This window comes from Pseudoalteromonas sp. Angola-7, from assembly GCF_028599255.1.
GTDB lineage: Bacteria > Pseudomonadota > Gammaproteobacteria > Enterobacterales > Alteromonadaceae > Pseudoalteromonas > Pseudoalteromonas atlantica.
Genome location: NZ_JAQREL010000018.1, coordinates 64,141 through 89,389 on the forward strand (window position 1 = coordinate 64,141; position 25,249 = coordinate 89,389).

The 25,249-nt window shown below is 42.0% G+C and carries 22 protein-coding genes; 10 read left to right on the forward strand and 12 right to left on the reverse strand.

From position 1 onward, the window contains the following. Window positions 1–10: 10 nt before the first annotated feature. The 5 genes from PSH50_RS18895 to PSH50_RS18915 all read right to left on the reverse strand — a co-directional run bounded on the left by PSH50_RS18895 (window position 11) and on the right by PSH50_RS18915 (window position 3,900). Window positions 11–955, reverse strand: a complete 945-nt coding sequence (locus tag PSH50_RS18895) for a tyrosine recombinase XerC (RefSeq protein WP_273587980.1) — start codon at window positions 953–955, stop codon at window positions 11–13. Further along, window positions 952–1,563 carry a DUF484 family protein gene (locus PSH50_RS18900; RefSeq protein WP_024032071.1) on the reverse strand — a complete coding sequence of 204 codons (612 nt, stop codon included), beginning with the start codon at window positions 1,561–1,563 and terminating at the stop codon, window positions 952–954. Before PSH50_RS18900 ends, PSH50_RS18895 begins: the two co-directional genes overlap by 4 nt. Next, the gene (gene dapF, locus PSH50_RS18905) at window positions 1,560–2,390 is read right to left on the reverse strand and encodes a diaminopimelate epimerase (protein ID WP_004588980.1); all 831 of its coding nucleotides are present in this window, start codon (window positions 2,388–2,390) and stop codon (window positions 1,560–1,562) included. Before dapF ends, PSH50_RS18900 begins: the two co-directional genes overlap by 4 nt. A gap of 64 nt (window positions 2,391–2,454) precedes the next feature. Continuing rightward, window positions 2,455–3,708, reverse strand: a complete 1,254-nt coding sequence (lysA, locus tag PSH50_RS18910; RefSeq protein WP_029773748.1) for a diaminopimelate decarboxylase — start codon at window positions 3,706–3,708, stop codon at window positions 2,455–2,457. Next, window positions 3,709–3,900 (reverse strand): lipoprotein, encoded by a 192-nt coding sequence (locus PSH50_RS18915; protein WP_004588978.1) that lies wholly within the window; start codon window positions 3,898–3,900, stop codon window positions 3,709–3,711. Window positions 3,901–4,048: 148 nt separating this feature from the next. On the opposite strand from PSH50_RS18915, the gene cyaY reads away from it, so the two are divergent. The 8 genes from cyaY to add all read left to right on the forward strand — a co-directional run bounded on the left by cyaY (window position 4,049) and on the right by add (window position 13,772). Continuing rightward, complete coding sequence (gene cyaY, locus PSH50_RS18920; RefSeq protein ID WP_004588977.1) at window positions 4,049–4,372, forward strand: iron donor protein CyaY; 324 nt, start codon at window positions 4,049–4,051, stop codon at window positions 4,370–4,372. Beyond that, complete coding sequence (locus PSH50_RS18925; RefSeq protein WP_024032069.1) at window positions 4,369–5,025, forward strand: alpha/beta hydrolase; 657 nt, start codon at window positions 4,369–4,371, stop codon at window positions 5,023–5,025. The genes cyaY and PSH50_RS18925 overlap by 4 nt, the downstream gene beginning before the upstream one ends. Before the next feature lie 21 nt (window positions 5,026–5,046). Next, window positions 5,047–5,982, forward strand: a complete 936-nt coding sequence (locus PSH50_RS18930; protein WP_273587981.1) for a DUF2914 domain-containing protein — start codon at window positions 5,047–5,049, stop codon at window positions 5,980–5,982. Window positions 5,983–6,017: 35 nt separating this feature from the next. Then, complete coding sequence (gene hemC / locus PSH50_RS18935) at window positions 6,018–6,956, forward strand: hydroxymethylbilane synthase (RefSeq protein WP_273587982.1); 939 nt, start codon at window positions 6,018–6,020, stop codon at window positions 6,954–6,956. Further along, a complete protein-coding gene (locus PSH50_RS18940) occupies window positions 6,957–8,789 on the forward strand; it encodes a uroporphyrinogen-III synthase (protein ID WP_273587983.1) in 1,833 nt (610 codons plus the stop codon). It begins immediately after the preceding gene. Continuing rightward, window positions 8,786–9,895, forward strand: a complete 1,110-nt coding sequence (locus PSH50_RS18945) for a heme biosynthesis HemY N-terminal domain-containing protein (protein WP_024032065.1) — start codon at window positions 8,786–8,788, stop codon at window positions 9,893–9,895. Before PSH50_RS18940 ends, PSH50_RS18945 begins: the two co-directional genes overlap by 4 nt. Window positions 9,896–9,941: 46 nt before the next feature. Beyond that, window positions 9,942–12,632: a CHASE domain-containing protein gene (locus tag PSH50_RS18950; RefSeq protein WP_273587984.1), complete on the forward strand. Its 2,691-nt coding sequence runs from the start codon at window positions 9,942–9,944 to the stop codon at window positions 12,630–12,632. A gap of 138 nt (window positions 12,633–12,770) precedes the next feature. Beyond that, complete coding sequence (gene add, locus PSH50_RS18955) at window positions 12,771–13,772, forward strand: adenosine deaminase (protein ID WP_273587985.1); 1,002 nt, start codon at window positions 12,771–12,773, stop codon at window positions 13,770–13,772. 46 nt (window positions 13,773–13,818) lie between these two features. Here the strand turns inward: add and PSH50_RS18960 are convergent, their stop codons facing one another. From PSH50_RS18960 to PSH50_RS18975, 4 genes are all read right to left on the reverse strand, one after another. Further along, window positions 13,819–14,235 carry a CBS domain-containing protein gene (locus tag PSH50_RS18960; RefSeq protein ID WP_273587986.1) on the reverse strand — a complete coding sequence of 139 codons (417 nt, stop codon included), beginning with the start codon at window positions 14,233–14,235 and terminating at the stop codon, window positions 13,819–13,821. A 162-nt stretch (window positions 14,236–14,397) separates the two neighbouring features. Further along, window positions 14,398–15,111, reverse strand: coding sequence for an NAD(P)H-flavin reductase (gene fre, locus PSH50_RS18965; RefSeq protein WP_054983722.1), 714 nt, complete (start codon window positions 15,109–15,111; stop codon window positions 14,398–14,400). A 103-nt stretch (window positions 15,112–15,214) separates the two neighbouring features. Further along, window positions 15,215–16,681, reverse strand: coding sequence for a 4-hydroxy-3-polyprenylbenzoate decarboxylase (gene ubiD / locus PSH50_RS18970; protein ID WP_024032061.1), 1,467 nt, complete (start codon window positions 16,679–16,681; stop codon window positions 15,215–15,217). A 412-nt stretch (window positions 16,682–17,093) separates the two neighbouring features. Beyond that, a complete protein-coding gene (locus tag PSH50_RS18975) occupies window positions 17,094–17,387 on the reverse strand; it encodes an MliC family protein (RefSeq protein WP_024032060.1) in 294 nt (97 codons plus the stop codon). A gap of 133 nt (window positions 17,388–17,520) precedes the next feature. Between PSH50_RS18975 and PSH50_RS18980 the strand changes: the two genes are divergently transcribed. Further along, window positions 17,521–18,432, forward strand: a complete 912-nt coding sequence (locus PSH50_RS18980; RefSeq protein WP_273587987.1) for a DUF808 domain-containing protein — start codon at window positions 17,521–17,523, stop codon at window positions 18,430–18,432. A 115-nt stretch (window positions 18,433–18,547) separates the two neighbouring features. Further along, window positions 18,548–20,506 (forward strand): S9 family peptidase, encoded by a 1,959-nt coding sequence (locus PSH50_RS18985; protein WP_273587988.1) that lies wholly within the window; start codon window positions 18,548–18,550, stop codon window positions 20,504–20,506. A gap of 49 nt (window positions 20,507–20,555) precedes the next feature. Here the strand turns inward: PSH50_RS18985 and PSH50_RS18990 are convergent, their stop codons facing one another. The 3 genes from PSH50_RS18990 to PSH50_RS19000 all read right to left on the reverse strand — a co-directional run bounded on the left by PSH50_RS18990 (window position 20,556) and on the right by PSH50_RS19000 (window position 25,221). Continuing rightward, the gene (locus tag PSH50_RS18990; RefSeq protein WP_273587989.1) at window positions 20,556–21,497 is read right to left on the reverse strand and encodes a tetratricopeptide repeat protein; all 942 of its coding nucleotides are present in this window, start codon (window positions 21,495–21,497) and stop codon (window positions 20,556–20,558) included. A 93-nt stretch (window positions 21,498–21,590) separates the two neighbouring features. After that, complete coding sequence (locus PSH50_RS18995) at window positions 21,591–22,991, reverse strand: M20/M25/M40 family metallo-hydrolase (protein WP_273587990.1); 1,401 nt, start codon at window positions 22,989–22,991, stop codon at window positions 21,591–21,593. Between the two features lie 151 nt (window positions 22,992–23,142). Continuing rightward, on the reverse strand, window positions 23,143–25,221 hold the full coding sequence (locus tag PSH50_RS19000) for a TonB-dependent siderophore receptor (RefSeq protein WP_273587991.1): 2,079 nt from the start codon (window positions 25,219–25,221) through the stop codon (window positions 23,143–23,145). Window positions 25,222–25,249: the final 28 nt, after the last annotated feature.

The following is a 25,249-nucleotide window of genomic DNA, read 5'->3' on the forward strand; positions in this document are numbered from 1 at the left end:
AATTACATTCCTAATCGGTTTGTTTTTTAGCGCGCGGATGAGTGTTGTCGTACACTTTTGCTAAATGCTGAAAATTTAAATGCGTATATACTTGCGTAGCCGATAAACTACTGTGCCCTAATAATTCTTGCACAGCGCGTAAATCGCCAGATGATTCTAAAATATGAGAGGCAAACGAGTGGCGAAGTTTATGCGGGTGCACTTGTGAGCTAATGCCTTGTTTTATTCCCCACTCTTGCATGCGTAAGCGAACTTGGCGAACCGAAATACGATTTTTTTTACTGCTTAAAAACACCGCCATTTCGTCAGGCTTTGCAAATTGCCCCCGTATGTTGAGCCAGTTTTTTAACGCTGTGAGCGCTTTGCGACCCACGGGAATGAGGCGCTCTTTGTTACCTTTACCTTTGACTAATATTTCGCCGCTTGCGGCGTTTATATCGCGTAAGTTGGTGCCAACTAACTCGCTAATGCGTAGCCCAGATGAGTACATAAGCTCCATCATAGCTTTGTCTCGTATGGCTAATGGGTCGTCATCGTTAATCTCTAGTAGGCTTGCCATCTGATCTACATCGAGATTTTTAGGTAAAGGCTTAGAAAATTTAGGCCCTTTAATGCCTTGTGCTGGGTTATGATAATGCGCGTGCTGAGCGATGTTTTTAGCTTTTAAAAATTTATACAAACTACGAATGCAGCTTAATTTTAAACTAATAGTGCGCCCACTTAATTGCTTTGAACGAAGCGCCATGCTGTAGCGGCGAATATGCTCGCCTTGTACGCCAAACCAGTCATCACATAATTTACTAAAATACAGGGCGGCAAAGTTTAGTTGGCTAACATACTGATTTACAGTGTGCTCTGAGTACTGTCTTTCGTACTTTAAATAGTCACTAAATAAATGAATGGGTGTACGCCAATGCTCACTTAATTGCTCAGTGTTAGGCGTCTCGTCGCTCATGCCAATTCCAACAGCCTAAGTTGCAATGCATGAACAAAATCAAGCACGAATAGGTTATCTTGTGCGGGTTCAAAATGGTTTTCATCATGGCTGCCAAAGGCCAATATAGCGACCGGTTTTTCAGCGCAACCAATAAGATAAATAGCAGAAGACTGCGTGTTTTCACAAAATAATAGCTCACGCTCTTGCTGATTAACGCGTCCTAAGTAGTGCCCAAATTGGCTAAGGCGGTGCTCAATAAGCCCATCTAAAGTGTTGTTGTATTTAACCAACCTACACTCGCTAATGTGTGGGCTGGTACAAATAATATTGCGCAAATTAGCGGCAAGCGTATTAAAGTCGTAGTTTGTCCACAGTTGGCGGTGGCATTGGCTAAACAAGCGATATACTAGCTCATTTTGCGTAGCGTGTTCGCTCATACTGTGTATTTGATTTTTTAACTGAGTATTGTGCTCGCGCAATTGGCGCTGTTGTATGTGCACAAGCGAGGTGGCACCTTGCGTTTTGTGGTGTAACTCAAGTTGTGCAAGTAGCTCTGGCTGCTCTATTAAAAAATCAGGGTGGCGCGCCAAATACTCAGCGACTTGCTCTTTTGTTAGCTCGCTCATAAGGCAACTTGACCATCAAATACATGCTCGGCTGGGCCGGTCATGCGGACAGGGTGACCTTCGCCGCTCCAACGTACTTGTAATGTGCCGCCGGGTAAATCAACTTGTACCGTGGTGTTAAGTTTGCTTTGAATGTGGCCAATTACCATTGCTGCGCAGGCACCCGTGCCACACGCTAGGGTTTCACTAACGCCGCGCTCCCACACTCTAAGTTTAATATGATCTTGTGATACCACCTGCATAAAGCCAATATTGGCACGATTTGGAAAACGTTCGTGATTTTCAAGCAGCGGACCAAGCACCTCAACTTGTGCGGTAGCTATATCGTCAACTTCTAACACGCAATGCGGATTACCCATAGACACAGCGCCACTAAATACAGTGTGCTCTTGAGCTCTTATTATATAAGTAAGTTCTCGCTTGCTGGCTTTAAGCGGGATTTTAGCAGGCTCAAAATTAGGATGGCCCATGTTTACCGTCACTTGGCCGTCTTTTTCTATATATAGCGTGAGGTTGCCCGACTTAGTCGAGACACTAATTTTGTGCTTGTTAGTTAAGCCTTTCATGCGCACAAAGCGGGCAAAACAGCGTGCGCCATTTCCGCATTGTTCTACTTCATTGCCATCGGCATTAAATATACGGTAATGGAAGTCGAGATCAGGGGAGTAAGGGGCTTCAACCATAAGTAATTGGTCAAAGCCAATACCAAAGTGGCGATCAGCCAGTTTTTTGATTTGATCGCGAGACAAAAATACATTTTGTGTAATGTTATCAATTACAACAAAGTCGTTGCCTAAGCCGTGCATTTTGGAAAAATTAACTAACATAGCGCTCTAATTCGGGTTTGCTCTGCGCTAATCATGCCACAGAGCAGCGCCTTAACAAAAACGTTTATGGTAAAATTTTCTCACCTTGATAAAGGCTCTCGATGGTTTCGCGTTGGCGAATAAGGTGGTGTTGCTCACCATCTACCATTATTTCGGCCACGCGTGGGCGAGAGTTGTAGTTTGAACTCATTGTAAAACCATAGGCACCAGCACTTCGCTGCGCCAATAAGTCGCCTTGTTTAAGGGCTAGCTCGCGGTCTTTTCCTAAAAAGTCGCCGGTTTCGCACACTGGGCCCACAATATCAAAGTTATGTGTTGGGGTGTCGTCATCGCGCACCGATACAGGAATGATTTTTTGCCATGCCTGATAAAGCGAAGGGCGAAGCATGTCGTTCATACCCGCATCGACAATGGCAAAAAATTTATCCTGGTTTTGCTTAATAAACTCAACCTGCGTTACTAAAATTCCAGCATTAGCGGCTATAGCGCGCCCTGGCTCAAAAATAAGTTCAAGGTGTTTGTAATTGGCTAAGCGCTCGGTAACCTGCGCAGCGTATTCACTTGGGTGAGGTGGCTGTTCATCATTGTAAGGAACGCCTAAGCCGCCGCCAATATCTAAATGAGTAAGCTCAATACCATTTGCTTTAAGCTCATCTATTAATGCCATTAGCTTATCAAGCGCTTCTAAAAAAGGTTTAACCTCAGTTAATTGCGAGCCTATGTGGCAATCTACACCTGTTACTTTTAGACCAGGTAAAGACGCCGCATGCTGATAAACGCTCACAGCCGTTTGAATATCGATACCAAATTTGTTTTCTTTTAAACCGGTAGAAATATACGGGTGAGTTTTGGCATCTATATCAGGGTTTACACGAATAGAAATAGGGGCTTCTAAATTTAACTCGCACGCTACCTCAGAAATACGCTCAAGCTCTGAGGCCGACTCAACGTTAAAACATTTAATACCTAACTTTAGTGCATAAGCAATTTCGTCGGCGGTTTTAGCCACACCTGAAAACACCACTTTACTGGCATCACCGCCAGCTTTTATTACACGCGCCAGCTCACCTTTAGACACTATGTCAAACCCTGAGCCTAAACGCGCTAATATATTTAATACTGCAATATTAGAATTGGCTTTAACTGCGTAGCACACCAAACTTTTATGATTTTTAGTGGCATTTGCAAAGGCTAAATAATGGCGCTCAAAAGTAGCACGCGAGTACACATAACACGGCGTACCATAGTGCTGAGCAATTGTGGCAATGCTGACATCTTCGGCAAATAATTGATTGTTTTGATAGTTAAAATAATCCATTTATTGCTCCTGCACTTGCTCGGTGTTGGTTTTTTTTACGGGCGTTGGCTGTGCCGTATTAGGGGGTGTGTTTTGCTCAGCCTGTTGCTCTGGTAAATACAAAGGCCCGCTTTGGCCGCAGCCAGCTAATGCACTTAGCAGTAAAGTACTTATATATAGTCGTTTTAATTGTAAGGTATGTGTCGCTTTCATTAGATTAATACGGTTGCTGGCTTTATAATCGCAGAGTAACAGAATATCTAAAAAATGCAGCTATTCGCGGATGATTTTATTCCTGTTACACTAGCTGTATATAAACCGTACCCAATATTAGGCAGCTCGCCTGCAAAGGAAAATTACAATGACTGAACACGAATATCACCAATTAGCCGAAGCTCTTATGTTCACAATTGAAGAGCAAGTTGATGATTGCGAAGCAGATTTAGACTACGAATCGGCAGAGGGTATTTTAGAAATAATTTTCCCTGATAAAAGTAAAATTGTAATTAACAAACAAGCGCCTTTGCATCAAGTGTGGGTTGCGACTAAATTTAATGGCCACCATTTTGAAATGCGTGACGGCCAGTGGATTGATAACCGCTCTGGCGCAGAGTTTTGGGAGTTTATGAACCAAGCGTCTACTCGCCAAGCTGGCCAAGAAATTAAGTGGCAATCAAGCTTATGAGTTTAGAGTTTGCACAATATCCAGCGCAAGGTGAGCACAAAGCCACTGTTATTTGGTTACATGGTTTAGGCGACTCGGGCGATGGCTTTGCTCCGGTTGCACCGCAACTTAACTTACCCAGTGAGCTTGGTATACGATTTATTTTTCCGCATGCGCCTATTCAACCGGTCACCATAAATGGTGGCATGGAAATGCGCTCGTGGTACGACATTAAATCTATAGAATTAGACAAACGTGCCGATGAACAAGGCGTGAGAGATTCAGCCGAAAAAGTGCAAGCCCTGATCAATCAAGAAATTGAAAATGGTATACCTGCCGATAAAATTATTTTGGCGGGCTTTTCGCAAGGGGGCGTGGTGTCTTTACATTTAGCGCCGCGATTTGAGCACAAACTTGCAGGTGTTATGGCGCTGTCTACTTATATGTGCGTGCCTGAAAAGCTAGCGCAAGAAGCAAAGCATACTGATTTAAATGTATTTATGGCTCATGGTAGCCAAGATAATGTAGTGCCGCATAGCGCGGGGAGAAGTGCGTTTGAAGTATTAACAGCACATAACATGGATGTAAGCTGGCAAGAATACCCTATGGCTCATCAGGTTTGCGCAGAAGAACTGCAAGCTATTCGCCAATGGTTAATTGCCCGTTTAAGCTAATTTGGAGCCGCTGAGGTCAATATGAGTCAAAAAATAGTTATTAAAGCAAATGTAAAACGCGAACCACAAAATAGTGTACCTAATGTAAGCTACGAGTGGCATTGGCGTCGTATTGCGAGTGTTTCTATGTTGGTAGCAATGACCTCGGCAGCGGTTGTGTATGGCTTAACTAGCTCGGTAAATGCCGAGCAGGGCGAGCAACCTAATGAGCAATCGCCATATTTACATTTAAGCGACAACACAGCAGATAATGTTGAGCCCACGGTGAGTGTAAATGACGAGCAAGCGCGCCCAAATGAGCTTACAAATGATATAGCAGATGTTGCGCCAGCGGTGCTTGAGGATGAAAGCGTTAATAATACTTCGTTAGCGCAAAGCAATAATGAGCAAACGAATAGAGAGCCAATTGCTAACGTTCAAAGCAATCAAGTTTCTGTTATTGAGCAATCAGATACTGAACTCGCTGAGCCTATCGCTAATCAGCCGCTTACTAGTACGCAGTTAAGCGCACCACCCAATGAACAGCTTCCAGATATTGAAAACGACGACGGCTCGCTAACTAGCAGTGAAGGTTTTTCATCTAATGCGCACATTGCCAGTGTTGCATTAGGTGCACAAATTGATACAGGTAAAATTAGCCGTGCAGTGCTTACTCGCAAAGTAAGTAAGCGCGAGCCCACTAATGTATTTGCTGCAGATATCCGCTTAAATCAGTTTGAAGAGGCACTTTCGTTTTTTAGTGAGCTTAAAAACCTACAAGGCCAACAAGTAAAGCATGTATGGTCTTATGAGGGTGAAACCATGGCTGAGATTTCACTTAATGTTACCTCGCCGCGCTACAGAACGTACTCAACCAAAAATATTATGAATACACAAACAGGCCATTGGCGTGTAGATGTTGTTGATGAGCAAGGTAATTTAATTGCTCAAAAAGAATTTAGAATTTTAGCTAATTAAGCTTGGCTATTAGCTGTAACTATTTGGATACCCCTATGACAGAAAAAACAAAGTTAGTACGCATTGCAACCCGTAAAAGTGCTTTAGCGCTTTGGCAGGCTGAATTTGTAAAAGCACAGCTTGAGCATTTTCATGCTGATGTGCGCGTAGAATTAGTCCCTATGTCTACTCAAGGGGATATTATTTTAGATACACCGCTTGCTAAAATTGGTGGTAAAGGCTTGTTTGTTAAAGAGCTTGAGCAAGCAATGTTAGATGGCCGCGCGGATATTGCTGTGCATTCAATGAAAGATGTACCCGTAGAATTTCCAGAAGGCTTAGCACTGCACACAATTTGTGAGCGTGAAGACCCGCGCGACGCGTTTGTATCAAATAACTTTGCCAATTTAAGCGAATTACCACAAGGCGCTGTAGTCGGTACTTCTAGCCTTCGTCGTCAGTGCCAAATTAGAGCTTTGCGCCCTGATTTAGTCATTAAAGACTTACGTGGTAATGTTAATACTCGTTTAGCTAAGCTAGATGATGGCCAGTACGATGCGATTATTTTAGCCGCAGCCGGACTGCTACGTTTAAAAATGGACAAGCGTATTGCTGATTATATTGAGCCTGAGGTATCTCTACCTGCTAACGGACAAGGTGCTGTCGGCATTGAATGTCGTATTGACGATGAAGTAACAAAAGCCTTACTGGCCCCGCTTGAGCATACCCAAACACGTATTCGTGTAAATGCAGAGCGTGCTATGAATCGTCATTTAGAAGGTGGCTGCCAAGTACCAATTGGTGCCTACGCATTAGTTGATGGCGAGCAAGTGCATTTACGTGGCCTAGTGGGCGCAGTAGATGGTAGTGAAATTTTACATGACGAAGTAACCGGTCATATAAATAATGCCGAAGCTATCGGTGTGCAGCTAGCTAAAAAGTTATTAGCGCAAGGCGCCGACAAAATATTAGCAGAAGTATATAGAGACGCATAAATGACACATATCCTGATAACTCGGCCCGAAGGAAAAGGCGCAGCCCTTGCTCAGCAACTTGAGCAAGCGGGTTATCAGGCGTCATTATTTCCTGTTTTAAAAATATCCTACCTTACGCCTTCTACTACCGAGCTAAGCCCGCTAATTAATGCCGATAAAATTATTTTTATCTCTCAAGATGCCGTTACTGCCCTTGCGCAATTAAAGCCAACAATAAATACCAAAGCGCAATTTTACGCAGTAGGTCAGCAAACTGCAGATACTATTTATGCGTTATTTGGCGTGCGCGCAGCAGTGCCTAAACTGCATGATTCTGAAGGGTTATTGGCGCTAAACTCGTTAGCTGAGGTTGATGGTAGCAATATTGTATTAGTAAAAGGCCAAGCGGGGCGCCCTGATATTGCCAAAACCTTAAAGGCGCGTGGGGCATTTTTAAATAACTGTGTGGTATACAAGCGCGAGCCAATAAGCGCTGAAAAAACCAACTGGACAGACCACTGGCAAAGCCTGAAAGTACAAGGTATAGTCATAACCAGTAATGCAGCAGTTGATGCAATATTTAATAACCTGACTGAACAACAGTTACAGTGGTTACAACAGTGCCGATTTTATGTTGCTAGCGAGCGTATAGCCGCTTATTTACAACAGCAACAGGTAAGCTCGGCTAATATACACATTGCCGCAGGGGCAAGCGATACCGCTATGTTTTCCTGCATAAAACAGCAAGGTAGCAAGATGAGCGAACAGTCAAAGCCAGTAACGGCAGATAACACACCAACCACTAAGGCAGCGGCTTCTGCACAAAAAAAAGAGGCAGCTAAAGCACACAGTAAACCACATAACGATAAGCAAAAAATAAGTAAATTAGCAGTATTAGCGCTGATCATTTCGCTTATTGTTGCCTGTGGTGTGGGGTATGAGTTTTACCAAAAACTCAATGCAGGTAAAGCCCAAAATGTAGCTGTTAATGAACTAAAAGAAGAAAACGCGTTATTGTCACAAGAGTTACAGGCGCTCAAGTCTGCGCAATCTAATCTTCAGCAAGCATTGTTCAATAGTGAGCAAAAAGTGGCAGCTGCGCTTAATGAAAGTGCAGAGAGTAACCAGCAACAATTAAAAGCAGCATTGCAACAAGCTCAGCAGCAAGGCGCTTCACTAAACCCGCAAGAAGTAACCAGCTTACAACGTATGGCTGAGTTTAAACTGTGGGCAGAAAAAGATTACCAAGGTGCCAGCGCTGTACTTAAACGCTTAGATGCCTTATTGAGTGAACACCCAGGTACTGTTGCAGTTCGCCAAGCAATAACACAAGACATTCAAACACTAGATAGCTTAAAACCTATCCCAACAGAAGCCATTTACTTAAAACTTAATAGCGTGTTATCAAACATAGATAACCTTGCATTTAATGCCGTTAACATACCGCAAGAAGCAGCAGAAATTGAAAAAAATGCCTTGAGTGAAGATGTAAGCGATTGGCAGCAAAACCTAAGTCATAGCTGGAATAAGCTAGTTGATAGCTTTATTACTATTCGTCAGCACGAAGGAGTTGCTATAGAGCCACTGCTAACTGATCAGGAGCGCCACTTAATTAATCAACGTATTAAATTAAATGTGACGCAAGCTCAAGATGCATTAATGAGCAAACAAGCGAGCATTTATTTTAGTGCCATAAGTGAGGCTAAGCGTCTTGTTAATGAGTACTTTAAGCAAGATGACGAGGCGACAAAAGTGGTTATAAACGCACTAACTAGCCTAGAAAAAGAGCCATTAAACTTTAACCCTGAAGTAAACCTACAAAGTACGCAGCAGGTTAAGGAGTGGGCGCAATGATAGGGCTTATAGTATTAATTGTTGCGATTGTTTTAGTTTTAGCGATTACGCCATTTGTACTGGATGAAAAAGGCTATGTGCTGATCTCGTTTAACAACACCACGATTGAAGGCACGATTGTATCGTTTTGTATTATGGCGGTAATTAGTGCAACAATTTTGTTTTTAACTTACAAATTAGTGCGCTATTTATTGTCGATTTATCATAATACTAAACATGGTTTTTTTGCGCGTAGCGAAGAGCGAAAGCAAGCAGCTATAGAGCAAGCCTTATGGAGTGCGATAAACGATGATTACGAGCTTGTAGAGCAAACGTTATCTGGTAATAGTGTACCCAGTAAGTTTGAAGATATACGCTTAGCGCTATTAGCAAAAGCAGCGCTTGCTAATAACCAAACCGACAAAGCACTAGAGCGTTTATTTGAAATTAGCCCAGAGCAGCAACTTAACGTTGCTAAACTTTGGATAGCCAGTGGCGATAGCAGCGCAATAGAATCGCAAATGCGTGCTAACAGCGATTCAAAAAAAGCGACACCACTTGAGCTTAAGCTATACGCCGAAATACTTGTACAGCAACAGCACTTTAGTGCGCTTGAAGACTTTTTACCGCGTTTACTTCGCAAAAAAGTCCTCAACGATGCGCAGTGGACACAGCTGTTTAATGCCTATTTTAATGCACAAGCTAGCGATAAAATCACTGAAAAATATAAACAACTTCCTAAAAAGCTACAAGCTCATGCTAATACAGCTTACTTAATGCAAATGGCTAAAGTGGGTCAGTTAAGTGCGATTGAAAGTGACTTAATTAAAATGGTGAAGCACGACGAGCAACATGCTCAGCTGGCTAATATATTAAGTAACGCCACCTCGGCAGAGGCTGTAAAGCTTCAAAGTAGTATTCAAGAGCGCCTGAAAAAAGATGATGCAAACAACGCATTATTACTCTCGCTTGCGTGTTTAGCTAATGCCCAAGGCGATTATGAGTTAGCCGCAAAGGTTTTTGATAAAGCCTTGAATATCGAAAACAAAAAGCAATTTGCTCAGCAAGCAGCGCTTAGCTATAAAAATACCGCACAAGCCGATAAAGCACTCGTTTTGTATCAATAAAGGCTACACTTATACTTTTGCAGCTTTGATATTCGGGAGCATTGGGTTGAAACACTTTTTCATTGTCACTGTAAGTTTAGCGTGCGCTTACTTTTTTACCGGATATTTTAGTAATTTACTATTAGCGATAGATGGCTACGCAGTGGCTGTGTGGCCGCCTTCGGGAATTGCACTTGCTGGCTTTTTAATTTGGGGCAGAAAGAGCTTACTAGGTATTGTTTTAGGGGCTTTTTTTACTAACCTCATTCATTTAGAAAGCGCCTCAGCGATATTTCAGTTAAGTGTATTTATGCATGCTGCGGCTGTTACCTTTGCTGCTACTTTACAAGCATGGGTAGGTAGCCAGTTGGTCACGAAAGTGATTAAAGCACCACTCGACTTATCTTCTTTAAAACACTGTATTCAAAGCCTCGTTGTTGCCGGCCCATTGTGCTGTGTTATAGCTGCAGGTGTAGGCACCAGCTTATTAATTTTTAATGGCGTTATTGTGTCTCAAGCCGGTTGGGATACGTTTATAGCGTGGTGGATAGGCGACAGTATTGGGGTGCTTGTTTTTACTCCGCTTATGCTAGCGGCATTTAACTATTCACAGGTAAATTATCGCCTACAAGTTATACTGCCCTCACTGTTAATTTATATGGTTATAAGTATTAGCTTTTATGGCGCGGCCAGTGTAAAAAAAGAAAAAAACATTCAAAAAGAAGAGCTGAAAATATTAGCCACTCAAGATGCTATCAACAATAAAATTAACGAAATAACAGCACACCTCGCCTTACTGGCGACCTTTTTTTCTAGTAGTGACGATGTGAGCTTTACTGAATTTAAGCAGTTTACTTCTAAGCAGCTTAGTTACAGCGAAGAAATTTTAGCATTTGAGTGGGTGCCCTACTTACCAAGTGAAAACTTAGCTCAGTATATAGAGGCTAATAACAACACCGAGCTGGCTAAATATAGCTTAAAAGAAAGAGCAAAAGATGGCAGTTGGCAGGCCGTACCCCCACGAGATTTTTACTACCCCGTACAATACGCACATCCTTTGTCGGGAAATGAAGACGTAATTGGCTTTGATCTTGCCTCAAATGAGGTAAGGCGATCTGCATTAATAAAAGCAAAAGTGTTAAATGAGTTGGTGATCAGTGAGCCAATAAATTTAGTGCAAAACGAAGCTGAGCGCGGCGTGTTGTTTTTTCATCCGGTGTTTGGCAACAATATTACCGAAGACGATTTTAAAGGTTTTGTGGTAGCCGTTGTAAGTTTAGAAAGACTATCAAACGCGGTGTTATTTGATCAAAACAACGGCGTTGCAGTGAGCTTTACAGACACCACAACAGAGAATAATGCACAGCCTATTTTTATTGCCGATCACCAGCAACTATTGCCGTTAAAAGACTATAAATTATTGGTAGGTAAGCGGGTGTGGCAGGTGGAGCTGCATCAGCCAATGCAACGAGAGTCATGGTTAGTTTACTGGCTTGCACAAATAGCCGGCATGTTATTTGTTTGGCTGCTTATTACCTTTTTAATATCGGTAACGGGTACCAATATTCGTATACGTGAGCAGGTAGCAAAACAAACAAAAATTTTACGCTTAGAAAAGCAAAAGGCCGATGAAGCCAATGAAATAAAAAGCCAGTTTTTAGCAAATATGAGCCACGAAGTTCGCACGCCTATTAATGGTATTAAAGGGCTGCATTATTTAGCCCTACAGCAAAACGATTGGCAGCAAGCTCGCAGTTATATTGAACAAGCGGATGGGGCACTGGGCGTATTGCTAAGAGTATTAAATGATGTGCTCGATTTTTCTAAAATGGAAGCAGGCAAACTTGATTTAATTCAAGAGCCAATTGATGTAGGCACACTCAGTGAAGAAGTGGCCAATTTACTGCAGTTTGATATAGAAGCAAAGTCGCTAGAATTTATGCTTGATTACGATAAATCAAGTAACTTGGTTATTAACACCGACCCAATACGCTTAAAACAAGTTTTGCTAAACCTAATCAATAATGCCATTAAGTTTACAGCCAAAGGCAGCATCACGCTTAAAGTGTGGCAATCTAAAAAAATGACTTACTTTAGCGTTAACGATACCGGTATTGGTATTAGTAAAGAGGCACAAAAACAGCTCTTTAAACCGTTTGCACAAGCAGATAGCTCTACCTCGCGTCAATATGGCGGCACGGGCTTGGGTTTAAGTATATGCAAAAAGCTTGTAGAGTTGATGGGTGGAGAAATTGATTTAATAAGCCACGAAGGGCACGGTTCTACGTTTACCTTCAGCTTACCAATTTATTCGCCGCTACCAAAGGCTGAGCAAATAAAGCAACAATATGATGAGATAGATGTTAGTACGCTTTCTTTTGCAGATTATAAATTATTACTTGTTGAAGATAACCCATTAAATCAGCACGTCGCGAGCGCTATTTTAAAAACCAAAGGGTGCGTTGCTGATATTGCTAATGATGGTTTTGAGGCGATTGAAAAGCTGACAGAGCATACCTACGACATTGTGCTTATGGATATACAAATGCCAAAAATGGATGGCCTTGAAGCCACGCGAGTTATTCGTAATGAACTTGGTTTGTTTGACCTACCTATTATTGGCTTATCTGCTAATGCCCACGATGACGATGTTAAAAAAGCAGTTGCCAGCGGTATGGATAATTATATTACTAAACCCATTGAAGCAAATACCTTATTCAAAACACTCTGGCATCACTTAGCTCATCAAAATAAGTGAACAAAAACCTAATTTTGTTCACTTTTTGAGTAAAAAGCAGACATATGACCGCTAATATTTACTTTAACTGCTCTACACTTGAAAAATAACTGTACCTGCGTATCATGCGCGCAATTTTAACCTAACCGAGTCGCTATTATGATAAATAAAAAATTACCTCTGCTAGATATTCATCGCCATTTAGATGGCAATGTACGTGCGCAAACCATACTAGAGCTTGGTCGACAGTTTAATATTACGCTACCTGCTGATAACGTAGAGGCGCTTATCCCTCACGTACAAGTTATTGATCCTGAGCCTGATTTAATGGCATTTTTGCAAAAGCTCGACTGGGGTGTAACGGTACTGGGCGACTACGAAGCCTGTAGACGCATTGCCGTTGAGAACATAGAAGATGCTCAAGCGCAGGGACTTGATTATGTAGAGCTTCGCTTTAGCCCGTATTATATGGCACAAAGCCAAGGCTTACACCCGCAAGGGGTGGTTGAGGCCGTGGTTGATGGTATTAAATCGGCTACTCAAGGCGCCAATATTAAAGCAAACTTAATTGGTATTATGTCGCGTACTTACGGTGTTAAAACCTGCCAGCAGGAGCTTGACGCATTACTTGCCTTTAAAAATGATTTAGTGGCGATTGATTTAGCCGGAGATGAAATTGGTTTCCCGGGAGAGCTTTTTGTCGAACAATTTAAGCAAGTAAGAGACGCTTACCTGGCCGCTACCATTCATGCCGGTGAAGCGCTGGGTGCAGCGAGTATTTGGCAAGCCATTAATGAATTAGGTGCAAGCCGTATAGGCCATGGGGTAAAAGCAATTGAAGACCCTAAACTAATGGACTACCTGCGCGATAACCGCATTGGTATTGAGTCGTGCTTAACCAGTAATATTCAAACTAGTACCGTAAACGATTTAGCTAAACATCCCCTTAAACAGTTTTTAGATCACGGTATTTTAGCGTGTATTAATACCGACGATCCGGCTGTAGAGGGCATTGAAATTGAGCATGAATACCTAGTGGCTGCACCAAAGGCGGGTTTAACACAAGCCGATATGCATAAGGCACAAGCTAATGCCTTAGAGATTGCATTTTTAAGCGACAGCGATAAAGGCGCATTAACTGCGCTTGCTGCAGCACGTTAAACACGCTTAATACAAAAAATGCCGCTTATTAGCGGCATTTTTTATGTTAGCTTACTTTTGTTTGGCAGCTCATGTAATTATCAAACAGTGCTTTTAATACATCGCTTCGGCCAATTAGCCCTATCACGGTATCACCCTCAACAACGGGGTAGTTTTTTGGCTTTCCTGTTTTCATTTGCTCTGCAAGCTCGATAATGTTGGTATCGGCATTAACGGTTACAACCTCGGTTTGCATAAGCTGCGAAACTTTTACAACGCCATCGCAAAAATAGCTGCTTCGCATTAATGGTTTTAACAGCTCTTGCTCAGATATAAAACCAACCAGCGATTTATTGTCATCAAATACTGGTGCACCTAATAAGTTAAACTTTTGCAGCTCGCTAATAGCGGTGGTCATTTCGGTATTGGGGGTAATGTGTGGCAACTTACGTTGCATAAAATCTTTTACTTTTGTATTTAACATTTGGGTCTCTCCCGCTGATGTTCTATACAAAGTATGGTTTATAGATAGGAATTTAGGAAATTGTTTATACTGATTAAAGTAATAGGTTATACCAATTAATAGCTTAAATTTGATAGAAATAACAAAGGCGCCATGGGGCGCCTTTGTATTATAAATAAAAATTTATTTTATAAACGCGAATGCATCGGCGTACATGTTTTCGCGAACAGCACCGTGAGCAATAAAGTCATCACGGACAATGCCTATCATGTCAAAGCGACCAGCCATATAAATGTCGTAAGGTTCTAACGACACAATATCTTGCATTACTGCTTTGTGTACAAACCCGGTGTGGCCTTGCCAATTAGCAGATGGGTTTTCTACAACAGGAATAAATTTAAAGTGCTCGTTACTCTCTGCCCATGCTTGCATTTCGCTGTGAGCATACAATGCAGACTCTTCTTTAACACCCCAGTAAAATAATACCGGGCGGTCGCATTTAATTTCAGCTAAGTGATCAGCCATTGATTTTGCATAAGAAAAACCAGTGCCGCCAGCCAATAAAATAATAGGGCGCTCGCATTGAAGGCGTAGTTGCGATACACCAAGGCCGGCTTCTATATCTACCGGTGTATTATTTTGATGCGCATTACGCAAATGCTCAAGCGATTGCATTGCGTATGAATCGGCTTTAGATGCGCCAATATGAAGCTCTATTTCATCACATTGCGATGGACGACTTGCAATCGAAAATGCGCGCTTGTCTTTTTCGCCAAGTACAAGTTGCATGTATTGGCCAGCTTCAAACGTAACAGGTTGTTGAGGCTTTAAAATTACTTTATGAACAAATTCTGTAAGTGGGCTGATGGCAACAACTTCAGCTTTTAATGTTTGCATTTTTTACCTTTTAGCAGCGTTTACGCAGATATGCAGTTAAGTGGAGCAATATTAACATATCTGCGGGGTTATTTTATAGCCTGTTTATATTCACTAAGCGTGCTTAAAGTATATCGAGGCTTTGCCAAATTTCGTCAACACGATCTTTTGTCGCTTTATCCATGACAATTGGCTCGCCCCATTCGCGGTCGGTTTCACCTGGCCACTTATTTGTTGCATCCATGCCCATTTTTGAGCCAAGCCCAGATACCGGCGATGCAAAATCGAGGTAATCTATTGGCGTGTTTTCAATTAATGTGGTGTCGCGCGCAGGGTCCATACGGGTAGTGATGGCCCAAATAACATCGTTCCAGTCACGGGCATTTACATCATCATCGCAAACAATAACAAACTTAGTGTACATAAACTGACGTAAAAACGACCATACGCCCATCATGACGCGCTTAGCATGGCCTGGGTATTGTTTTTTCATGGTTACCACGGCCATACGGTAAGAGCAGCCTTCGGGTGGCAAATAAAAGTCGACGATTTCTGGAAATTGCTTTTGCAATATAGGCACAAACACTTCGTTTAATGCCACACCTAAAATAGCTGGCTCATCAGGTGGACGGCCGGTAAATGTACTGTGGTAAATTGGGTTTTTACGGTGTGTTAAATGGGTCACTGTCATCACAGGAAAGTCATCAACTTCATTGTAATAACCAGTGTGATCGCCATATGGCCCCTCGGGAGCCATTTCGCCAGGCATAATGTAGCCTTCAAGTACTATTTCGGCACTGGCAGGGACCTGTAAGTCATTTGAAATTGACTTAACCACTTCGGTTTTACTACCGCGCAGTAAGCCAGCAAAGGCATATTCGCTTAACGTGTCTGGCACAGGTGTCACCGCACCTAAAATAGTGGCAGGATCAGCTCCTAATGCAACCGAAACCGGGTAAGGCTCACCGGGGTTTTCTTTACACCATTCTTGAAAATCGAGTGCGCCACCGCGATGCGATAACCAACGCATAATTATTTTATTTTTACCTAATAGCTGCTGGCGGTAAATACCCAAATTTTGGCGCTTTTTATAAGGCCCTTTGGTAACAGTTAAGCCCCAAGTAATAAGAGGTGCGGCATCTCCAGGCCAACAATGTTGTATAGGCAGCTTAGTTAAATCTACCTCGTCACCTTCTAGAACAACCTGTTGGCACGGTGCTTTTTTAACTTCTTTAGCCGGCATATTGAGTACTTGTTTAAATACCGGAATTTGCCCTAGTGCTTCTTTAATCCCTTTTGGTGGCTCGGGCTCTTTTAAAAAAGCGAGTAGCTTGCCAACTTCACGCAGCTCGCTTACATCTTCTTGGCCCATGCCCATAGCAACGCGTTTAGGTGTACCAAATAAGTTTGCAAGCACAGGCATACTGTGACCTTTTGGGTTTTCGAACAATAATGCGGGGCCTTTAGCACGTAATGTACGATCGGCTATTTCTGTCATTTCAAGATACGGGTCGATTTCTTGAGTAATACGTTTAAGTTCGCCTTTTTTTTCAAGCAAATCGATAAAATCACGTAAATCTTTATATTTCATGGTAGGCCGCTACTAAGCAAAAAGTGAAAGTATTATACCCAACTAAACAACAAATGCATGTGCAGTTGTTAAGGGTGTGTTGAACTTTGATGGTTGAATTTGCAGCAGTGTGTTTGGCTTTTAGGCAAGGCAGAGCCTATGAAGTGTGGTTATTCCCCATAAATAGGCGATAACGCAGCATAAATGCCAAACATGCGCTGCCCTTCGGGTTCTGCCTAGGGGCGATAAACTCTTTGTTGCTTGGTTTTTACTTAGCCCACTAGGTTACAAACCTCGCGCCGCGACTTAATCGCCCCTAGATTGAACAAATTTCAATCCGCAAATTTCAACACACCCTAGTCAGTGATAACGTAAAAACAGGCTATTTATTACGATGAGAAAAAAGAAAAAGTTTAAATCGCGAACGACAAAATTATAAGGCGTCGGCTTGTTGAAGTTGGCAATGGTATTTATTACCTGAAACAATCAGCATGGCTTCATCGGCTTTAGACCAAAATAGCACTCGCTCATTAATATACTTTACCCCTGATGCGCTCGGCTCTTTATTAAGCGTATATGTTTGCTCATTTAAAGTAAGTGTTGCCCCCGCTCCTTGGTGGGCTAATTCTACTACGCGCTCGTTGCATAAGTAGTGGGTACTTTTAGACTCATTACTACAGGCTGATAAAACCAGCATGCTTGTAAAAATAACCACCAATGCTTTCATTTATATCCCCTAAGTAAGTTTGCCATTGATAAAAATCAGTGCGTTTAATCAGCATAACAAAGCAAAATTAACCGTTGGTGAAAATTACGTATTACGCTATGTTGATAGCATTATTTTTTAGCTAGGAAGCAACATGGCAGGCATTAACCTTTTAACATTACTTGATGATATAACCACCTTACTTGATGACATTGCCACAATGAGTAAAGTCGCCACTAAAAAAACAGCCGGTGTACTTGGTGACGACTTAGCACTTAATGCTCAGCAAGTTACAGGGGTTACAGCCGACCGCGAATTACCCGTAGTTTGGGCTGTGGCAAAGGGCTCATTTTTGAATAAAGCTATTTTGGTGCCTGGTGCATTGCTCATAAGTGTATGGCTGCCTTGGTTAATAACCCCGCTGCTAATAATCGGTGGCTTATTTTTATGTTTTGAAGGCGCTGAGAAAGTATTTGCTGGGTTTTTACCTCACCCCGAAAAAGAGGCTGATGAGTCGCAACAATTAGACCCAGCTGAGTATGAAAAGCAAAAAGTAAAAGGAGCCATACGCACCGACTTTATTCTCTCAGCCGAAATTATAGTGATCACCTTGGGAACGGTTGCAGGTGCCACACTTGTAAATCAGGCGCTTGTACTGTGTGTTATAGCCGTATTAATGACCATAGGTGTATACGGCCTTGTAGCCGGTATTGTAAAGCTTGATGACGCGGGGTTGTATTTGCTTAATCAATCAAAGGTGTCGGCTAATAAATTTAAAGAGATGCTTGGTAAGGGGCTATTAGCTGCAGCACCAAGGCTTATGCAATTTTTAGCCTTTGCCGGCACAGTAGCCATGTTTTTAGTCGGTGGCGGCATTTTATCCCACGGTATTGAGCTACTACATCATTGGCAATTAGAAGTAATAACCATAGGTAAGTCGTTATTAAATGGCACCGGCGAAACATTAGCCCCCCTTATATTTGACGGATTACTAGGAGTAGTAGCAGGGCTATGCATTGTTATTCTGCATTTAGTTTGGAGTAAGCTTACTAATCCTAAGCATTAGATTTATAACCTTATTAATTTACGCCTGTTTACATAAAGGGAAGAAGTATGGTGTATATTTTTGTTAAAAGTATGTAACATAAAAGCTCAATCAAAAATAAATAAAAGGAACTTTAATGAATAAGTTTTTGGCTTGTCTGTCTTTATTGCTGGCCAGTATTTTTAGCTCTCATACTACGGCAAGTAACGACTTGGTACCGATAGAAAGCTTTAGTAAAGATATAGAGTTTGCAGGTGTGAAAATTTCACCTGATGGAAAATACTTAGCTGTAATTACTCGCCCTGAAGGAAAAAATGTATTAATGGTGCTAAGCACTGATACATTTAAAGTAAGTCATGCAATTAGGTTTCCTAATAATGCCCAAGTTGGCAATTATTACTGGGTTAACAATGAAAGAATTGTATTGGCTAAAGAGTACATTAAAGGCTGGAAAGATCATCCCGAATTTCATGGTGAGCTTTTTGGTGTAAATGCTGATGGTAGCCGAGGCAAATATTTAGTGGGTTACCAAGGTGAAATGCAAACAGGAACCCGTATAAAAAAAGCGACACCCATACTAGGTACTTCTTATGTACTAGACCCGCTTATTCATGATAGGCGTAAAATGCTGATCCTGACCTACCCATGGAGCGCTTCAAATGAGCCGCATACAATAGTTTATGAAGTTGATATTTACAGCGGAAAACGAAAAAGAGTCGTTCGTTCACCATCAAAAATGGCAGGCTTTTTAACAGACCATGATGGTAATGTGCGTGTTGCTGTTTCAAACGATGATTATATTAATCAAAAAATTTATACCCGTGATAAGTCAGGTGGTGAATGGCAACAGCTTGATTTAGGAGAGTTAAAATACACTGATATTAGCCTCCATGCGTTTGATAGTACCGGTGCTTCTGTTTATGTGACAGCGTCAGAAAATGGCGAAGCAAAGGGGCTTTATAAACTAAATTTAGAGAGCAAAAAGTTTGAGCTTTTGCATAAAGAACCACAGGTCTCTCCAAAAAAAGTGTGGGTAGATGAAGTTTCTAAAGAATTATTCGCAATTGAAAATGAGCTTGGCTATCCTGCCTATTCCTTTATAAATAATTCACATAAAAGTGAGCGCTTAAAGGCATTAATACAATCCCTTCAAGGGCAGCAAGTTCAGCTTGTTAGTAGTACTGAAGATGGTGAGAAGAGTATTATCTTTGCGTCAAGCGATACTAACCCTGGCAGCTACTACTTGTTCGATGCCAAAAAGAATAGCTTACGCTTTTTGTTTGCGACTAAAAGCTGGATCAAGCCAAGTGAAATGGCTATAACCAAACCTGTAAATTATAAAGCGCGTGATGGCTTAACAATATACGGATATTTAACCATCCCTAATAATACTGATGAGAAAAACTTACCTTTAGTTGTTATGCCTCACGGTGGTCCTCATGGACCAAGAGATTGGTGGGGCTATGAGAGCGAAGCTCAGCTATTAGCCAGTAGAGGCATTGCAGTACTAAAAGTTAACTTTAGAGGCTCTGGTGGCTTTGGTCGCAACTTTGAACATGCCGGACATAAAAAATGGGGTGCTGAAATACAATACGACATTATTGACGGTGTAAAATACTTAATAGAGCAAGGCACTGTAAATAAAGATAATATTTGTATAATGGGCGCAAGTTTTGGTGGCTATTCGGCACTACAAAGTGCAATTTTAGAACCTGATATGTTTCAGTGTGCTATTGGTGTAGTTGGGGTGTACGATTTACCGCTAATGTTTGAAGAAGGCGATATCTCTGAACGTGACCGTGGACAGCGCTATCTTAAAAGCGCGCTTGGTACTGATGAGGCACTGTTAAAGCGTTTTTCACCTAGCTACAACATAGACAAGCTTAAAGCGCCAGTTTTAATTGTACATAGTGGGCAGGATGAAAGAGCACCAATTGAGCAAGCTGAGTCTTTAGTTGCAGCACTAAAAAAAGAAAACCATCCTTATATATACGAGTTACTTGAAGATGAAGGGCATGGCTTTTATAAAGCAGAGCACAGAACACGCTACTACAAGCAGGTACTTAACTTTTTAGATGAGCATATGACTTTCTAATTATAAGTATGAACGAAGATTGAAAATGGCCAGTTTAACTGGCCATTTTTTATTTGCAGTTTGCTTTATCGCACATTTCCTCTAATTCTATTTTAGCTTTGCTATTACCTTGCGCTATTGCCTGCTCATACCAATGTTTTGCTGTTTGTACATTTTGAGTCACGCCTTGTCCATCTCGGTACATTTGCGCAAGATTGAGCTGCCCCCATTGCGAGCCGGCATTTGCGGCTAGAGTAAAACTCTCAAGCGCATCGCTATACTGTTCGTTTTTAAAATACGTAATGCCCTGTTGGTTATTTTTGTCGAGCTTTAAGCCTTTATATAGCGGTTTTGGTTTTGGCGGAAACATTACAAAACCACCATATAAACTGTTTGCTGAGGGGCGCAGTACATCGTAAATCACCCCGTCGCTGTAAAGTCTTTTTACTTCGCTACGAGGCAAAGTAATTTTGTCATCTGAGAAGTAACCTCTTTGTACTAATAAGCTGGTACGCATTGCAGTAGTAATGCCTTTGTTGCGTTTATAGCTGTAGTTACTTACTTGAAACGTTATAAACTGCTCGTCAAAACTTAAAACTTGCGCAACTTTTAAGTTGGTGAGTGTCCAGGGCTCATGAGTAAATTTATCAGCGTGTACTAAATACGTATCGTAGGCTTTAGGGTTAGTTAAGTAGCTTTGCTTTTGCGCTTGCGCTGCAGCGTGTTGTTGGTAAAAAAATAGCCCCACCCATAACGCTAAAAATACCCCTATAAAGTATTTAGGTAGAGTGAAAATTTCAAACATCGGTAACTGCTTTAACTTTACAGGCGCATTATGGCCGCATTGATAGCATTCGTATTTATAGTTTAGTGCTAAAGGTAGAACCGGAATAACCGTAAAGCGTAAAAAACGACTTTGGTTTATTAGATGATAGGCGCGGCTATGGCAGTTAGGGCAGCACTGTGTTTGTGCAAAATGAGGAAACGACTGACTCGTATTGAAAAGCAACATGCCCGCACACTCCTTGTTTTATTTAATTTATATAAAGGTAAAACAAGGAGTGCGTTTATCAAAGCGACAAACTGTAAGTAAGTATGTCAGTTATTAGTTAGCCTGCGCTTTCGGTTGAATTGTTGTTTTGGCATCTGCTGCCATTAACGCAAATACAGCATAGGCAGCGGTATTTTGGCGCAGTTTAGCAGGCGTTACTTTATCGAGTGTGTCATCAGCTGTGTGATGGTAATCAAAGTAATCAGTGCCATCTTGGGCCAACTCAAATATAGGTGCCGACACCGCTTTTTTTAAGGGGATTAAATCCGGCCCGCCGTTAGCCTGGTTTTTACCAATGTACTCAATGTTTAACGCAGCCAGCTCTTTTGCTATGGCACGCACTACTGGCAGAGAAGCCGCATTAACATTTGACTCAAAACCATATACTACATCGGCGCCAAAGTCCGACTCAGCAGCTGCAACTATATTGTGTAAGTCACTTTTGTGTTGTGCAAAGTAAGCTTTTGCACCCCAAAGTCCAAGCTCTTCTGCTGCAAACAGTACAACACGAATACTGCGCTTAGGGCGTTTAACATCGCTAATGTGTTTAGCCGCAGCCATTGTTAGCGCAACACCTGCACCATCATCTAATGCGCCAGTGCCTAAATCCCACGAGTCTAGGTGGCCGCCAATTAACACATATTGTTCTGGGTTTTCGGTGCCATTAAATTGGCCTATAACGTTATAGCTTGTGCCTTCTCCTAGGCTTTGTGTTTGTACATTTATATTAACCGTTACCTTTTTGTTTAAAGCCACTAAGCGCGCTATTTGATCCGCATCAGGGTTGGCAATAGTTACGTTAGGTATTTTTTTAACCCCTTCTTTATAGTAACTACCACCAGTGTGAGCAAAGCGATGGTGAGCTGTGCTCACTGAGCGCATCATGTAAGCAACCGCGCCTTTTTTTGCAGCTTCAATCGCGCCTGTGGCACGTGCTTTTACTGCGGGGCCGTATCCGTTGCCGTCTATGTCGCGGTTCATGCGGTAATTAATATAGGCAATTTTACCTTCTAAGCTATTTGCTGGTGCTGCAATTAGCTCATCCAATGTTTCAAACAACACAACCGGTGCACTAATGCCATCATCGGGTGTGCTTACACTATTACCCAGCGCAGTTAAATGCAGAGGTTGCTCACTTGGGGTGAGTATTTTTCCGCTTTCGCTATAACGGCGCCATTTTGGAAATGTTGCTTCTTCAAGCCATACTTTATCAAAACCAAGTTCGTTAAATTTTGCTTTAGCCCATGCTACTGCTTTTTTATCGTTTTCAGTGCCGGGTAAGCGAGGGCCAACTTCTGTTGTGAGTGACTCGAGTAGCTCGTAGCTTAAATGGCTTTTAAGTGCAGCAGTGCGCACCTTATCAACCTGTTGTAATTGCATTGTGGTGAATTCTGCATTGTTTGCGCTAACGCTGAGGCTGCTAGTCATTAGTAGCGCTGTAATAATTTTTTTCATATAGAGTAAGCCTTTTTATAATTAAGTGTATTAGAGCACTTTTTAAAGGCTTTAAAAAATAGATGAGATGAATGCAGTGGTGTTTTTAATAGGCAGTAAAAAGCCCGCACAATTATTATTGTGCGGGCTTTATAAGTATAAGTATTATAAATTAAAAGCTAAATTGAGCTGCTAGGCGTACATTTGTGCCTTCGCCCACGGTAACGTTGTTTAAGCCACCGCCGCCTAAGTAGTTTTCGTCTAATAGGTTTTCAATGTTTAAACGAAGGTTTACATCGGTTTTACTTACTTTAAGTTTGTAAGTTGCACCTACATCTACTCGTGTGTAAGCATCTTTTACTACTGTGTTTGCACTATCGGCAAAGCGCTCACCTTCATAAAATGCACCGGCATTAAATGCAATGGTGTCGTTTAACTCATAGCGAGTCCAAAGTGATGCAGACCATTTAGGAGCATCAGTGGGGCGTTTACCTTGTAGGTCTTCGTCACGCTCAAAATTTGCATCTAAGTACATAGTTGATGCCATAACAAATAAGCGATCGGTAGCTGCACCTTGCGCGCTTAGCTCAAGCCCTTTATGGCGTTGCTCGCCTACTTGGTTTGTTTCAGAGGTAAATTCGCCGACTGGCACTTCAAGTGCTTCGGTTACTAAGGTGCCTTTTTTGCTAATATCAAATGCAGCACCGCTTAACATTAGGCGGTCATCAAATAGTTGCCATTTAACACCAATTTCTTTTTGCTCAGAGGTAACAGCATCAAGCTTCATACCGTTGTTGATGTCAGTTTCGCTTACTAATGTATCGCTACCTTGTGGCTCAAAACCTTCTGAGTAGCTAGCATAAATAGTCGCAGAAGGGTTAGGGTGATAAAGCACACCTACTTTTGGTACGAACGACTCGTTATCTGCGCCTTCTCTATTTTGCTCATCGTAACGGCCACCTAATGATACTTGCCACTGTGGCGAGAAAGTAATTAAGTCTTGAACGTAAATACCGTAGTAGTCGTATTCAGTTTCGCTAATAGTATCATCTGATTTATAGCTTACTGTTGGGCGGCTTGGCTCGTTTTGGCCAGCGGCAAAATCAAAATACTCTGCTGATGTACGGCGTTGTCCGTAATAGTAATCTAGCGAGTTTGCACCAATTAAAAACTGATGTTGTAAACTACCGGTTTTAAATTCGCCAACAAAATCAATAAATGCGGTTTTAAACTGCCAATCGTCAAAACGGTCGTAAGGGCGTGACTCATAGCTATCGCCTTCTACGAATGTGCTTGGCTTACGAGGTGCAGACTCAAAACGCTGGCGCTCAAATGTTTGCTCGTTGTAACCAAGCTTAACTTGCCAGTGATCGTTTAAGTACACTTCAAAATCTACGCCTAAGTTTTCTACCGTTATGTCGGTAAATGCCCAAGACATATCGCGAATAGTTTTGTCATCGCCAATCACATTGGCGTTGTCATCTATCCATGCACCTGTATCAAGGCCTGCTTCGTCGTCTGTGCGGTCGTAATGTACACGTACTAATGCGTTGTCGCTTAAATCGTAATCAACAATTACAGCACCTAAAAAACGGTCGCGTTCACGGTTTTCGCCGTTTTGGTATTCGCGCCAGTAATCAACATCTTGTTTTACTAAAATACCGCGTGCACGTAAATCTTCAGCGTCGGTAAGTGCACCAGCTGCGTCTAGCATAAAGCGGGTAGAGCCATGTTGGTCTACATCTGCACTGGCGTTAAATAATGTGGTTGCTGTAGGCTTTTTTGTCACCATGTTAATCAAGCCACCTGGACCTGATTGTCCGTATAAAATACTTGATGGGCCTTTAATAACTTCTACTTGTTGTAGAATTTCAATCGGTTGCTGGTAGTGAGACCAATGTTGGTGTCCGTCGCGTAAGTAGCCTGTCGATGAGCTAAGTTCAAAGCCGCGTAAGTTAAATACTTCACGGTTACGTTGTTGAGAGCCGGCAGTTAAACTTGCATCGTTAGTAAGCACTTCGCCAAGAGTGGTTGCTAATTGCTCGCTAATTATTGTATCGCTAATAACAGTTACTGATTGCGCTGTTTCTAACAATGACGCTGATGTTCTCATTGCTCCGTTGGCGTTGTCGACTTTGTAGTCGTTGAAATAGCTGCCTTTAACTTCAATTCGCTCTAGGTCAGTAGGGGTGGCAAAGGCGCTTGTGCTAATGGCACCAACAAGTGCTACGTACAGTGAGTTTAGTTTCATCAATTACATCCAGTGTTAGGGTGTTAAA